General features: G+C 73.4%; 15 protein-coding genes. 5 read left to right on the top strand and 10 right to left on the bottom strand.

Features of this window, described 5'->3' with window-relative positions:
* Window positions 1-115 precede the first annotated feature (115 nt).
* The 3 genes from ACPOLA_RS05285 to ACPOLA_RS05275 all read right to left on the bottom strand — a co-directional run bounded on the left by ACPOLA_RS05285 (window position 116) and on the right by ACPOLA_RS05275 (window position 3,137).
* The gene (locus ACPOLA_RS05285; RefSeq protein ID WP_435769351.1) at window positions 116-1,108 is read right to left on the bottom strand and encodes a threonine aldolase family protein; all 993 of its coding nucleotides are present in this window, start codon (window positions 1,106-1,108) and stop codon (window positions 116-118) included.
* Window positions 1,109-1,121: 13 nt separating this feature from the next.
* Window positions 1,122-2,456, bottom strand: a complete 1,335-nt coding sequence (locus ACPOLA_RS05280) for a class II 3-deoxy-7-phosphoheptulonate synthase (protein ID WP_435769350.1) — start codon at window positions 2,454-2,456, stop codon at window positions 1,122-1,124.
* Window positions 2,457-2,564: 108 nt separating this feature from the next.
* Window positions 2,565-3,137, bottom strand: a complete 573-nt coding sequence (locus tag ACPOLA_RS05275; protein ID WP_435769349.1) for a hypothetical protein — start codon at window positions 3,135-3,137, stop codon at window positions 2,565-2,567.
* Window positions 3,138-3,217: 80 nt separating this feature from the next.
* Here ACPOLA_RS05275 and ACPOLA_RS05270 point away from each other — a divergent pair, with 80 nt between their 5' ends.
* A complete protein-coding gene (locus ACPOLA_RS05270; protein WP_435769348.1) occupies window positions 3,218-3,979 on the top strand; it encodes an endonuclease/exonuclease/phosphatase family protein in 762 nt (253 codons plus the stop codon).
* A 9-nt stretch (window positions 3,980-3,988) separates the two neighbouring features.
* Here the strand turns inward: ACPOLA_RS05270 and ACPOLA_RS05265 are convergent, their stop codons facing one another.
* Window positions 3,989-5,017, bottom strand: coding sequence for a 6-phosphofructokinase (locus tag ACPOLA_RS05265; protein ID WP_435769347.1), 1,029 nt, complete (start codon window positions 5,015-5,017; stop codon window positions 3,989-3,991).
* Between the two features lie 88 nt (window positions 5,018-5,105).
* Between ACPOLA_RS05265 and ACPOLA_RS05260 the strand changes: the two genes are divergently transcribed.
* A complete protein-coding gene (locus ACPOLA_RS05260) occupies window positions 5,106-5,927 on the top strand; it encodes a DUF1028 domain-containing protein (protein ID WP_435769346.1) in 822 nt (273 codons plus the stop codon).
* A gap of 8 nt (window positions 5,928-5,935) precedes the next feature.
* Complete coding sequence (locus ACPOLA_RS05255) at window positions 5,936-6,442, top strand: DinB family protein (RefSeq protein ID WP_435769345.1); 507 nt, start codon at window positions 5,936-5,938, stop codon at window positions 6,440-6,442.
* A 28-nt stretch (window positions 6,443-6,470) separates the two neighbouring features.
* On the opposite strand, the gene ACPOLA_RS05250 is transcribed toward ACPOLA_RS05255, so the two are convergent.
* From ACPOLA_RS05250 to ACPOLA_RS05225, 6 genes are read right to left on the bottom strand one after another with little or no spacing between them, the layout of a single operon-like run.
* Window positions 6,471-6,860: a hypothetical protein gene (locus tag ACPOLA_RS05250; RefSeq protein ID WP_435769344.1), complete on the bottom strand. Its 390-nt coding sequence runs from the start codon at window positions 6,858-6,860 to the stop codon at window positions 6,471-6,473.
* Between the two features lie 29 nt (window positions 6,861-6,889).
* Window positions 6,890-7,801 (bottom strand): hypothetical protein, encoded by a 912-nt coding sequence (locus ACPOLA_RS05245; protein ID WP_435769343.1) that lies wholly within the window; start codon window positions 7,799-7,801, stop codon window positions 6,890-6,892.
* Window positions 7,794-8,438: a response regulator gene (locus ACPOLA_RS05240; RefSeq protein WP_435769342.1), complete on the bottom strand. Its 645-nt coding sequence runs from the start codon at window positions 8,436-8,438 to the stop codon at window positions 7,794-7,796. The genes ACPOLA_RS05245 and ACPOLA_RS05240 overlap by 8 nt, the downstream gene beginning before the upstream one ends.
* A 19-nt stretch (window positions 8,439-8,457) precedes the next feature.
* Window positions 8,458-8,961 (bottom strand): flavin reductase family protein, encoded by a 504-nt coding sequence (locus ACPOLA_RS05235; RefSeq protein ID WP_435769341.1) that lies wholly within the window; start codon window positions 8,959-8,961, stop codon window positions 8,458-8,460.
* Entirely contained in the window at window positions 8,958-10,121 is a 1,164-nt protein-coding gene (gene macS, locus ACPOLA_RS05230; protein WP_435769427.1) for a MacS family sensor histidine kinase, read from the bottom strand. Before macS ends, ACPOLA_RS05235 begins: the two co-directional genes overlap by 4 nt.
* Window positions 10,118-10,849, bottom strand: coding sequence for a lysophospholipid acyltransferase family protein (locus ACPOLA_RS05225; RefSeq protein WP_435769340.1), 732 nt, complete (start codon window positions 10,847-10,849; stop codon window positions 10,118-10,120). Before ACPOLA_RS05225 ends, macS begins: the two co-directional genes overlap by 4 nt.
* Window positions 10,850-10,955: 106 nt before the next feature.
* Between ACPOLA_RS05225 and ACPOLA_RS05220 the strand changes: the two genes are divergently transcribed.
* Together ACPOLA_RS05220 and ACPOLA_RS05215 are read left to right on the top strand one after the other, a co-directional pair.
* Window positions 10,956-11,747 carry an alpha/beta hydrolase gene (locus ACPOLA_RS05220; RefSeq protein ID WP_435769339.1) on the top strand — a complete coding sequence of 264 codons (792 nt, stop codon included), beginning with the start codon at window positions 10,956-10,958 and terminating at the stop codon, window positions 11,745-11,747.
* A 30-nt stretch (window positions 11,748-11,777) separates the two neighbouring features.
* Window positions 11,778-12,212 carry a hypothetical protein gene (locus tag ACPOLA_RS05215; RefSeq protein ID WP_435769338.1) on the top strand — a complete coding sequence of 145 codons (435 nt, stop codon included), beginning with the start codon at window positions 11,778-11,780 and terminating at the stop codon, window positions 12,210-12,212.
* Window positions 12,213-12,229: the final 17 nt, after the last annotated feature.

The following is a 12,229-nucleotide window of genomic DNA, read 5'->3' as shown; positions in this document are numbered from 1 at the left end:
CGCACCACGAGGTGGCAGGTCTCGCACCACGAGGTGGCACGTTCTGCACCACGAGGTGGCAGGTTCCGCACCACGAGGTGGCAGGTTCCGCACCGCCTCGACCGCGCTCGAGGCCTCAGAGCCCGGCGAGCACCTTCGCGGCCGTCTCGGCATCGCCGCGCCCGACGTCGAGGTGGGTGACCAGCCGGACCGTGCGCGGCCCGACGGCGCCGATCAGCACTCCCGCCTCGCGCGCACGGCCCACGAACGCCCCCGCGTCGTCGCGCTCGAAGGTCACGATGTTGGTGTCCACGGTGGCCGGGTCAACTCCGCACGACTCCGCGAGCAGGCGGGCGTGCGCGTGGTCCTCGGCCAGCCGGTGGACGTGGTGGTCGAGCGCGTGCAGCCCTGCGGCGGCGAGCACGCCGGCCTGCCGCATGCCGCCGCCCATCCGCTTGCGGAGCACGCGCAGCCCGGCGAGCACGTCGCGAGGCCCGACCACGAGCGAGCCCACGGGGGCGCCCAGCCCCTTCGAGAGGCACACGGCCAGCACGTCGGCCACCGCGCCGTACTCCTCGAAGGGCGTCCCGGTCGCGACGTGCGCGTTCCAGATCCGCGCGCCGTCGAGGTGCACGGCCGCACCCCGCTCGTCGGCGAAGGCGCGCAGGGCCCGCAGGTCGGCCAGCGGCAGTACGGCGCCGCCGGCGAAGTTGTGGGTGTTCTCGACCGAGATCGCCGCGGTGGGCACGAAGAAGGGCCCGAGATCGGGCGCGAAGAGGTCGGCCACCGCGGCGAGGTCGAGCTGTCCGCGCGGGTGCGACCAGGTGCGCATGGTGACGCCGCCGATGGCGCCGTGGGCGCCCAGCTCCGCGCGGGCGATGTGGGCCCGGGCCTCGCACAGCACCTCCTGCCCCGGCGCGACGAGCGCGGAGACGGCCAGCACGTTGGCCATCGACCCGGTGGGCGTGAAGAGGGCGGCCTCGTGGCCGAACATCCCCGCCACCCGCTCCTCCAGGGCAGCGACGGTCGGGTCCTCGCCGTACACGTCGTCGCCCACCTCGGCGGCCGCCATGGCGGCGCGCATCGCCTCCGTGGGGCGCGTCACCGTGTCGGAGCGCAGGTCGATCATGGCTCGGTGACGCTCAGGCGCGACGCAGCATCTCGGCGACGAGGAAGGCCATCTCGAGCGACTGGACGCGGTTGAGCCGCGGGTCGCAGACCGACTCGTAGCGGTTCGCGAGGTCGGCGTCCTTCAGGTCCTCGCCCCCGCCGACGCACTCGGTGACGTCGTCACCGGTGAGCTCGACGTGGATGCCGCCCGGCCAGGTGCCGAGGGCGCGGTGCACGTCGAAGAAGCCCTGCACCTCCTCGATCACGTCGTCGAAGCGGCGGGTCTTGTAGCCCGAGCTGGCCTCGAAGGTGTTGCCGTGCATCGGGTCGCACACCCACGCCACCTCGATGCCGGACGCGGTGACCTTCTCGATCAGGTCGGGCAGGCCGTCGCGGATCTTCTGCGCGCCGAAGCGGGTGATGAAGGTGAGCCGGCCCGCCTCGTTGTCGGGGTTGAGCTTGCCCGCCAGCGCGATCGCGTCGTCGGCGCTGGTCGTCGGGCCGAGCTTGACGCCGATCGGGTTGCGGATCCGGCTGAGCAGCTCGACGTGCGCGCCGTCGAGCTGGCGGGTGCGCTCGCCGATCCAGACGAAGTGCCCGGAGACGTCGTACGGCGCCTGGGTGCGCGAGTCGATCCGGGTCATGGCGTGCTCGTACTCGAGCACCAGCGCCTCGTGCGAGGAGTGGAAGTCGACGCGGCGCAGCTCCTCGGCGTCGATCCCGATGGCGTGCATGAACTGCATCGCCTTGTCGATCTCCTGGGCCAGCTTCTCGTAGCGCTGGCCGTAGAGGGAGCCGCTGACGAAGTCGGTGTTCCAGGTGTGCACCTGGCGGAGGTCGGCGTAGCCGCCGGTGGTGAACGCGCGGATCAGGTTCAGCGTCGACGCCGAGGCGTTGTAGACGTCGAGCAGCCGCTGCGGGTCGTGGCGACGCGCCTCCGGGGTGAACTCGAAGCCGTTCACGGCGTCGCCGCGGTAGGCCGGCAGGGTGACCCCGTCGCGGGTCTCGGTGTCGCTGGAGCGCGGCTTGGCGTACTGACCCGCCAGCCGGCCGAGCTTCACCACGGGCACCGAGCCGGCGTAGGTGAGGACCACGGCCATCTGCAGCAGCACCCGCAGCTTGTTGCGCACGTTCTCCGCGCTGACGCCGGCGAGGGTCTCGGCGCAGTCACCGCCCTGCAGCAGGAACGCCTCGCCGCGGGCGACCGCGGCCAGGTTGCCCTTGAGGTCGTCGCACTCGCCGGCGAACACCAGCGGAGGCTGGGTGCGCAGCCGGTCGACGACGGCGGCGACGGCCGCCGGGTCGTCGTACGTCGGCTGCTGCCGGGCGCCGAGGGCGTGCAACTGCTCGAGGGACGGGATGGTCACCCCCCAAGGGTACGGCGCCCGCGGGGTCGGCGCCGATTCAGCGACCCACTCCGTGGTCGGCCCGGGCGCCCGCCGAGCGCCCGCAGAGCTCCACAGGGTGCCGCCGGCTCAGTCCCTGCTGATGATCTCCAGCGAGCAGAGCAGGTGGAGGAAGGCGTCGGCGAACGGGTTGTCCGCGGTCGCCCGGCGGACGACCTGCCAGTCGACCTGCTCGCGGACCGCGCGGGCCACGGGCAGGGCGGCGGAGAAGTTGCACGAGTGCTCCTCCATCGCGCCGAGCTTGTCGCTCATCAGCACGGTGGCGGAGAGCACCGGCATCAGCACCGACTCGACCTCCAGCTCGTCGGCGTCCTCGAACCGAGCGCGTTGGATCGGCACCCCGCCCGCACGGTAGATCACGTCCACCATGGCGCCGTCGATGAAGACCTTGAACAGCCAGTCCTCGGGTGGCTGCACGACCTCGAGCTCCCGCGCGGTGAGCAGGTCCTTGGCGCGGGGGGCGTCCTCCTCGGCCACCATGAAGTCCACGTCGTGGTCGGGCTCCGGCCCGCCGCGGGCCCAGAGCCCGTAGCTGCCGGCCAGCGCGAACGGCGCCTCCCCCTCCTTCAGGGTCACGGCAACGGTCTTCAGCGCCTCGCGCAGGGCCCGTTGATCGGCGGTCAGGTCGCGCCTGTGGGACATGGGTCGCATCACCTCTGGGCCGACAGGTACCCCGCGCCAACGGCGCTATGCGTCGGGTAGGAGTGGGTACCGCTCCGACGATGCGCCTGGTGACCTTCAACATCCTCAACGGACGATCGCTGGACGACCACGACGTCGATCCCGCCGTGCTCCACGCGGCGGTGAAGGAGCTCGACCCCGACGTCCTGGCCCTCCAGGAGGTGGACCGCAACCAGCAGCGGTCCGGTCGCGCCGACCTCACCGCCGTCGCGGCCGAGGCGATGGGCGCCGACGAGCACCGGTTCGTGGCGGCACTCGCGGGCAGCCCCGGCGCCACCTGGACAGCCGCCACCGGCGACGAGCAGCCCGACGACGCCGCCTACGGGATCGCGCTGCTGAGCCGGCTGCCGGTGCTCGGCTGGGAGGTGATCCGGCTCCCCGTGCTGCACACCCGCGTGCCGATGCGGTTCCCCGGTGACGTGCTGCCCACGATGGTCCACGACGAGCCCCGGGTCGCCGTCGCGGCCACGGTGGAGACGTCCCTCGGAAGGCTGACCGTCGCGAACACGCACCTGTCGTTCGTGCGGTGGTGGAACGGCTGGCAGCTGTCGCACCTGGTGACGGCGCTGTCGGGCGCGCGGCGGCCGCTGCTGCTCGCCGGCGACCTCAACATGGGGGTGGACCGGGCCGCGCGGATCACCGGCATGCAGCCGGTCGCCCTGCACGACACCTTCCCCGCCGACGAGCCGGTCGAGCAGCTGGACCACGTGCTGGCGGACGCGCCGGTCCGGGCGCGGTCGGAGGCGCGGCAGATGCCGCTCTCCGACCACCGGGCCCTGGTGGTCGACCTGGACGACGCCTGAGCGAGTCCCTCAGCCGAAGAAGACCTGCGCCTCGGCGTACTCCTGCGGGCTGACGACCTTCAGCTCGCCGGTGCCCTCGATCAGCGGCACCCGCACGATGTCGGTGCCGCGCAGGGCCACCATCGTCCCGTAGTCGCCGTCGGCGACGGCGCCGATCGCCTGCAGCCCGAAGCGGGTCGCCAGCCAGCGGTCGAACGCGGTCGGCGTGCCACCGCGCTGGACGTGGCCGAGCACGACGGCCCGGGCCTCCTTGCCGGTGCGCGACTCGATCTCGGAGGCGAGCCGGTCGCCGATGCCACCGAGCCGGACGTGCCCGAAGGCGTCCTTCTCGCCGCTGGCGAGGGTCATCCCGCTGCCGTCGGCGGGCACGGCGCCCTCCGACACCACGATGATCGGCGCGTACTCGCTCTCGAACCGGGTCTCGACGTGCGCGCAGACCGCGTCGATGTCGAACGGCACCTCGGGGATCAGCACCGCGCTGGCGCCACCGGCGATGCCGGCGTGCAGGGCGATCCAGCCGGCGTGCCGGCCCATCACCTCCACCACAAGCACGCGGTGGTGGGACTCCGCCGTGGTGTGCAGCCGGTCGATGGCCTCGGTGGCGATGTTCACCGCCGTGTCGAAGCCGAAGGTGAAGTCGGTGCCGGACAGGTCGTTGTCGATGGTCTTCGGGACGCCCACGACGTCGACCCCCAGGTCGGCCAGCTTCGTGGCGACGCCCAGTGTGTCCTCGCCGCCGATCGCGACGAGAGCGTCGACACCGGCGGCCGCGAGGTTGTCCTTGATCCGCTGGACGCCGTCGTCGAGCTTGAACGGGTTGGTGCGGGACGAGCCGAGGATCGTCCCTCCTCGCGGAAGGATCCCGCGGCACTGCTCGATCCCGAGCGGCATCGTGATCCCCTCGAGCGGGCCCTTCCACCCGTCGCGGAAGCCGACGAAGTCGAAGCCGTGCTCCTTGACGCCCTTGCGGACCACCGCGCGGATCACCGCGTTGAGTCCCGGGCAGTCCCCGCCACCGGTCAGTACGCCGACACGCATGTGTCTCCTCCCATCGGATGGCCAGCCAGTGCGAGCCTAGCCAGGTCGCGGGCGCCGCGGCCGGAGCGCACCTCGCTACCGTGACGCCATGACGTTCTCGATCGTGGCGCGCTCCGCCGACGGACAGTCGTGGGGTGTGGCCGTCGCCTCGAAGTTCCTCGCCGTGGGCTCGGCGGTCCCGGCGGCCGTGGCCGGCGTCGGGGCCGTGGCCACCCAGGCCGACGCCAACGTCGCCTACAAGGGTCTAGCGCTCGCCCACCTCGACGAGGGTGCCACCGCCCCGGTCGCCCTGCAGCGGCTCCTCGAGGAGGACGGCGGACGTGCCCACCGGCAGGTCGGCATCGTCGACCTGGACGGCGGGTCAGCGACCCACACCGGCGCGGAGTGCATCCCGTGGGCCGGCGGCGCCGCGGGCGACGGCTACGCGGTGCAGGGCAACTGCCTCGCCGGCGCCGAGGTCGTGCAGGCCATGGAGCGGACCTGGCTCGACGGCGACGCCGACGCGCCGCTGCAGGACCGCCTGCTCGCCGTGCTGGCCGCGGGCGACGCCGCGGGCGGGGACCGGCGTGGGCGCCAGTCCGCCGCCATCCTGGTCGTCCGGGACGGCGCCGGGTACGGCGGTCTCGACGACGTCGCCGTGGACCTGCGGGTCGACGACCACCCCGCCCCCATCGACGAGCTGGCCCGGTTGCTCGACCTGCACGAGCTGTACCTGACCGCCTCGACCGAGGAGGAGAAGGTCGTCGTCGATCCCGAGCTGCGACGCGAGCTCGAGGAGTTCGCGGCCGGCGCCGGCCACCGGGACTTCCACGCATGGGTCGGCACGGAGAACTACGAGATGCGGGTCGCCGCCGACCTCTCCTGGATCGACCGGCGCATCCTCGACATCGTCCGCTCGGCGGACGCGTAGGTCCCGCCGTGGCCGAGCGGCCGCTGGAGACCCTGCGCCAGCCGGTTCCCCGGGTCGACGACGGCGAGCGAGCGACGTCGCTGGCGTTCCTGGCGTTCGCACGTGCCTGCGTGATGAAGAAGGTGGAGGGTCTCGGCGACGACCAGCTCCGGCGCCGGCACGTCGTCTCCGACACCACGCTGATCGGGCTGGTGCAGCACCTCGCCGACAGCGAGCGGTACTGGTTCGGCCACGTCCTGACCGGCGACCCTCGGTACGCCGACGTCGACTTCTCGATGGTCGTGCCCGAGCACCGTCGCGCTGCCGAGGTGGTCGCCGACTACCGGGCCGCCATCGCGGACAGCGACCGCAACCTCGCGGGCGTGGCGCTCGACGACCTCACGCCGGTCGCCGCCGTCGACGGGCGGCCCCGGTCGGTGCGGTGGGTGGTGGCGCACATGACCAGCGAGGTCGCGCGGCATGCCGGCCACGCCGACATCCTGCGCGAGCTGACCGACGAGGTCACCGGCCGCTGACCGACGCCGGCGCTTCCTCGGCGCCTCGTCACGCGGGACCGGTCAGCGCGTCCGGGTCGAGCCGCGGCGGCACGTGCGCGAGTGCGGTCCGCACCAGCGCCGTCCGCGCACGGACGACCACGGCACGGCGCAGCCGGCCCACCTCGTCGCCGACGAGGCCCTCGACGACGTCCCTGATCTCCTGGTCGGACCACGACGGGCGGGTGCCCGGGGCCACGTCGACGTCAGGCAGGGCGACGAGCACGGGAAGGACCTGCGTGCCCAGGGCGTCGAGCATCTTGAACCGCTCGTAGCGCCCCATCGCCTCCCATGCGGCGTCCGCGTCGGCCCCCGCCCTCCGGAACCCGCGTCGGGTCGAGAGCACCGACTTCGCCGCCCCGGTCAACGCCGCGGTGAGCTCGTGCTCGGTGAATCGCATGGGTCCAGCATGGCGCAGCGCTCGGCCGGTCACCCGGACGCGCCCGCGGTGAGCCGGTCGAGAGCGGCCTGGGCGGCGTCGCGCTCGGCCCCGGCCGCTCGCAGCTCGGCGGACGCCTCGTCCCGGACCTCCTCGGCCTCGGCGATCTCCTCCTCCACCGCCTCCGCCTGCTCCTCGAGCTCCGCCAGCCGGCGCCGCAGCTCGTCGATCTCCGCCTGGAGCTGCAGCGAGCGGGCGGAGAGCCGCTCGACCTCCGCCACCGCCTCCTCGTGGGCCGCGGAGGCCTCCTCGTGCTCCTCGGTGGCGGCGGCGAGCCGCTGCTCGGCGGCCGCCCGCGCCTTCGCCTCCTTGTCCGGGTCGGGCACCACCTTCAGGGCCGGCGGACCCGGCACCGGCGCCTCGCGGGCCGTGGCCTCGAAGCCGAGGGCCTCCGGGACCGCCAGCGCCGAGGCCAGCGCCGCGGCGTCCATCGGCTCCACCCCCGTCGTGCTCAGCGCGCTGACCAGCAGGCCGCTCCGCACCGCCCGACCGCACTCGGCGTCGACCATGGCCGCGGTCAGCGTGGCCTCCACCTGGTCTGCGACGGCCTCGGTCACCCGCACCCCCTCGTCCGCGGCCAGGCGGCGCGCCTGGGTGGTGACCGCGGCCGTGACCTGGCGACGCTGCTTGGTCAGCGTGCGGAGCTCGCCGGCCGACATCGCCTGCTGGGCCTCGCGGAGGGCGGCCCCGACGCTGAGCAGCTGGTCGACCTGGCCCGCCTCGCGTCGTACGAGCAGGTTGGTGACCCAGGCGGCCGTGCTGGGCTTGCGCAGCGCCTTCACCCGGGGCGCGAGCGGGCTGCCCTTGAGCTCCTTGGCCCGGGCGTCGCGAGCCGGGGTGAACTCCGGCAGCGGGAGCGAGTAGAGCTCGTCCGCCACCCCGAGGAGGTCGGCGTCACTCATCGAGTCCCTGCTCGATGGCGTAGCGGGTCAGCTCCACCCGGTTGTGCATCTGCAGCTTGCGCAGGGTGTTCTGCACGTGGTTCTGCACCGTGCGGTGCGACAGCACCAGGCGCTCGGCGATCTGCTTGTAGGACAGGCCCTTGGCCACCATCTTGAGGATCTCGGTCTCACGCTCGGTGAGCCGCTCCCCCGGCGGCGTGGCGGGCTGGTTCATCCGCCGGAACTCGCCCAGCACCAGGGCCGCCAGCCCCGGCGTGAAGACCGAGTCGCCGGCCGCGACGCGCTGCACGGCGGCGACCAGCTCGGCGCTCGAGGCCGACTTCACCAGGTAGCCGGTCGCGCCCGCCTTGACGGCCGCGAGCACGTCGTCCTGCTCACCGGAGGCCGACAGGACCAGCACCCGCGACGACGGCACCTCCGCGAGGACCGTCGCGGTGACCTCGACCCCGCTCGGCTCCGGGATCTGCAGGTCGAGTACGACGACCTGCGGCCGGGTCGCGCGGAACCGGTTGATCGCCTCGGTGCCGGTGGCGGCCGCGGCGACGACCTCGAACCCCGCGGCGGCCAGGTCGCGCTCGACCGCCTCCCGCCACATCGGGTGGTCGTCGACGACCATCACCCGGATCGCTTCAGCCATGGCGCGACCCTAGCGGGACTCAGCCCTGGTGGAACCGGCCCCGGCGGTGCAGCAGCGGCTGGGTGTCCTCGCCGACCTCCACGTGCTCCAGGACCGCACTGACCTCGACCGACCAGCCCACCTCGCGCTCGGCTGCCAGCCGGGCGCCTGCCCAGGTCCCGGCAGAGGAGAGCCGCGGCCCCCATTGCGTGGTCTCGAACTCCGCCTGCCGGAACGGTCCCCCCGGCGCCGGCGCGGTGCCGGCGAACGCCTCGGCCAGGTCTCGGTCGGGCCAGGTCAGCAGCTGCAGGACGGTCACGCCGGTGTCGCGCAGCGCCTCCAGCAGGTCGGAGTCGGGATCCAGCAGGGCGAGCACGGTCGGCTGCGGTCCGAGCGCCACCATCGCGGAGGTCACCGTCAGGCCGGCACGGTCGCGGCCGGCGCCGGACGTCCACAGGGTCACTGCGCCGCCCAGCCGGCCGCGGAGCCGGCGCGCCGGGTCGGGGTGGGCGTCGGCGAACGGATGACTGCTGTGGATCGTCACGTTCGGTCTCCTTCCGGGGTCCGTGGCACGACGAACGTCCACTCGGTGCCATGGGCGCCGGTGTCGAGGGTGCAGGTGCCGCCGAGCTCGGCGATCCGGCCGCAGATCGACTCCTTCACGCCGAGCCGTCCCTCCGCCTCGGCGGTGTCGAGCCGCCCGTCCGGGATCCCGGGTCCCTCGTCGCGGACGGAGACCTCGACCCGGTCGCCGAGGTCCTCCAACAGCACCCACGCCGGCGCCTGCTCGCCGACGTGGCGCGACACGTTGTCGAGGCAGGCGGAGACGGCGGCGGTCAGCTCGGCGACGACGCCCCGGGGCAGCGGGACCGATCCGGCAGGCAGCGCCACCTCCGTGCCCGGCCGGCTCGCGAGCGCGCCCAGGGCCGCGGCGAGGTCGGCCTTCTCGTCGGCGGGGCCGGCCGCGGTCACGGCCGCCTGCGAGCGGATCAGGACGCGCAGCGCCTGCTCCTGCTCGCCGGCCAGCCGGCCGAGGTCGGCGGCCGGGCCACCGAGCTCGCTGCCCCGCCGCTGCACCAGGGAGAGCACCTGCAGCACCCCGTCGTGCACGACCCGCGCCAGCCGCGCCCGCTCCGCTGCCGCGGCGGCCTCCCGCTGAGCCAGGTCGCGCTCGGCGGCCATCTCCTTCAGCGACTCGCAGACGAAACCCAGCATCGATCCCGCCAGGAGCACCAGGAAGACGTTGCCCCAGTCCTTCTGCCCCACCTCCGCGCGGCTGAGGAGGTCGACGGCGCCGAGCAGCACGGCGGCCGTCGTACCCCCGCGCCAGCCGTAGCGGACCGCCCAGGCCAGCAGCGCGCCCACGATCCAGTAGCCGGGCAGCGTCGCCTCGAACCAGGGGCCCTTCACCAGCGGCGTCACGAGGAGCATCGCCACGGCGATCCCGAGGTCCAGCGCCAGCACGGCCGGCAGCCGCCGCTCCGGGGCGGCGTAGACGACGATCGACGCCAGCGTCCACGCCGCCATCACCCCCAGGCAGGCCCACGCGGCGACGGGATGCTCGAAGTTGTTGCGGTAGGCGTTGACCCCCACCGCGTAGAGCAGCACCACGACCCGCAGGACGGCGAGCGCCCGGAACATCCGGTCCTCGACGGCGACCGCGGCCCGGGTCGTCGTACCGCTCGGCGAGGGGGTGTGGGTCAGGACGCCAGCTTCCGCTGCTCGTCGCCGTCCCGTCCCTCGCCGCGGTCGGCCTTCTTGGCCTCCTCCTTGGCGCGGGTGGCGTACATGTCGACGTACTCCTGGCCGGAGAGCCTCATGATCTCGTACATGATCTCGTCGGTGATGGAGCGCAGGATGAAGCGGTCGTTCTCCATGCCGGCGTAGCGGGAGAAGTCCAGCGGCCGGCCGATCCGGACGTACGGGCGGGTCCAGCGTCCGAACTTCTTGCCCGGCGGCGCGACGATGTCGGTGCCGACCACGGCGACGGGGACAACCGGCACCCCGGTCTCGAGCGCGAGCCGCGCGATGCCGGTCTTGCCGCGGTAGAGGCGACCGTCGTGGGACCGGGTGCCCTCCGGGTAGATGCCGAAGAGCTCACCCTGGGACAGCACCCGCTTGGCGGACAGCAGCGCACCGGCCGCGGCGTTGGCCCCGGACCGGTCGATCGGGATGTTGCCCGTGCCGCTGAAGAACTGCTTCTGGAACCAGCCCTTGACGCCCGGCGAGGTGAAGTACTCCGCCTTGGCGACGAAGCTGACCTTGCGCGGGATGACGAGCGGCATGAACAGCCAGTCGGCGTAGGACAGGTGGTTGCTCGCGAGGATGGCCGGGCCCTCGAGGGGGACGTTCTCGACGCCCTCGGCGCGCGGCCTGAAGACGACCTTCAGGAGCGGGCCCAAGGCGACGAACTTGAGGAACCAGTAGAACAACCGACCTCACCCCATCCCTTCCACGTGCGACCCGGATCGCACCCGACCTGGACGCAGCGTAGTGCCTGGTCGGCGATCCTCATGCACCTGCGGCACAATCCCGGCCATGACGTCGACGCCGTCGCCACTGACCGAGCCGCTGACCATCGCCGCCCGACCGGAGTTGACCGGCGGCCGCCGGATCGGCGTGCTCCTCAGCCACGGGTTCACCGGCTCGCCGGCCTCCGTGCGGCCGTGGGGCGAGGCGCTCGCCGCCCGTGGGTACGGCGTCGCCGTACCGTGCCTTCCGGGCCACGCCACGCGGTGGCAGGACCTCAACAAGCACACCTGGGCCGACTGGTACGGCGAGATCAGCCGGACCTTCGACGACCTGCGCGCCGAGCACGAGGCCGTCGTCGTCGGCGGTCTGTCGATGGGCGGCGCACTCGTGCTGCGGCTGGCTGCGGACCGCGGCGACGCGGTCGCGGGCGTGGTCGTGGTGAACCCCGCCGTCGCCACGAAGCGCCTCGACGTGAAGCTGTTGCCGGTGCTGAAGCACCTCGTCGGCTCCTTCCCCGCCATCGGCAACGACATCAAGAAGCCGGGTCAGGACGAGGTGGCCTACACGCGCACCCCGCTGAAGGCGGTGCACTCGATGATGCGGGCCTGGCCCGGCCTGCTGGGCGACCTCCACCGGGTGACGGCGCCGCTGCTCTACTTCCGCTCGGACGTGGACAACGTCGTGGACGAGGCGTCGGAGCCGCTGATCCTCGGCGGGGTGTCCTCCCGCGACGTCACCCGCGTCGCGCTGCCCGAGAGCCACCACGTGGCGACGCTGGACAACGACGCCCCGATGATCTTCGAGAAGACGGCCGCCTTCGTCGCCCGGGTGACCGGTGACCCGTCCGGCCCCGCCTAGCGCTGGCCGGCGCGGCGTAGCCTTGCCCGTGTGAAGCGGGACGAGCCGGACGACCACGACGAGGCCTGGCAGGCGATCGTCGCGAACTACGGCGACCCGGTGCTGGGACCCGACGACGCGACCGAGCCCGTCGAGCAGCCGCTGAGCGCCGGACCGCGCGCCGCCGACGACCTGGGACGGCCCGACGACAGCGACGAGCGGCAGGCCCTTCCGGAGGATCCCGACGACTCGTTCGTGCCGCCGCGGCCGCCGCCGGTCCCCAAGCCGCCGTTCGACCGCCGGCTGGCCTGGCTCGGTGTCTTCGGGGCGCCCGCCATCCTGCTCGCCGTCGTGGTCACCGGCATCGACCTCCCCCAACTGCTGGGCTGGCTGCTCGTCGGGTGGTTCGTCGGCGGCTTCCTCTACCTGGTGGCCCGGATGCCTCCCTCGCCGCGCGACCCCTGGGACGACGGCGCGCAGGTCTGATCCGCGGCCCGAGCGAG

Origin of the sequence: Nocardioides proteolyticus (assembly GCF_051280635.3) — a bacterium.
Classification (GTDB): Bacteria; Actinomycetota; Actinomycetes; order Propionibacteriales; family Nocardioidaceae; genus Nocardioides.
The sequence above is the reverse complement of the archived record's forward strand: the minus strand, read 5'-3'. Positions and strand labels throughout refer to the sequence as shown.